Origin of the sequence: Thermorhabdus hydrogeniformans, assembly GCF_049310025.1 — a bacterium.
Taxonomy (GTDB): domain Bacteria; phylum Bacillota; class Thermosediminibacteria; order Thermosediminibacterales; family Tepidanaerobacteraceae; genus JBJYKD01.
The window spans coordinates 1-267 of sequence record NZ_JBJYKD010000167.1 but is presented as its reverse complement, the minus strand read 5'-3'; the positions used below and the strand labels follow the sequence as shown (position 1 = coordinate 267).

The following is a 267-nucleotide window of genomic DNA, read 5'->3' as shown; positions in this document are numbered from 1 at the left end:
CAAGCACAACAATGCCACCAGGGCGATGGACCACAGGGCGATGTTCAGTGCCATGCCGGTGGCATCCCGGGCGTCGAACACATCATGGGCTTCGCCCAGCAGCACCACATACAGGTAGCCGGCCTGCTGGCCGTTGACCCGCAGCGGCGCGGCGCTGAACACCTTGAGGCCGTCGACGCTGCGTGGGTCGCCGCCGAGGATCGGCAGCATCGCGCCGCTGAGGAAACGGCGCACCGGTTCCAGGTTGACCTGGTCGCGGCGCAGATG

1 pseudogene is annotated in these 267 nt (G+C 67.4%); it reads right to left on the bottom strand.

Going from position 1 to position 267, the window contains the following annotated elements:
- Nucleotides 1–267, bottom strand: a pseudogene (locus tag ACKX14_RS15955) (two-component sensor histidine kinase); the annotation flags it as partial.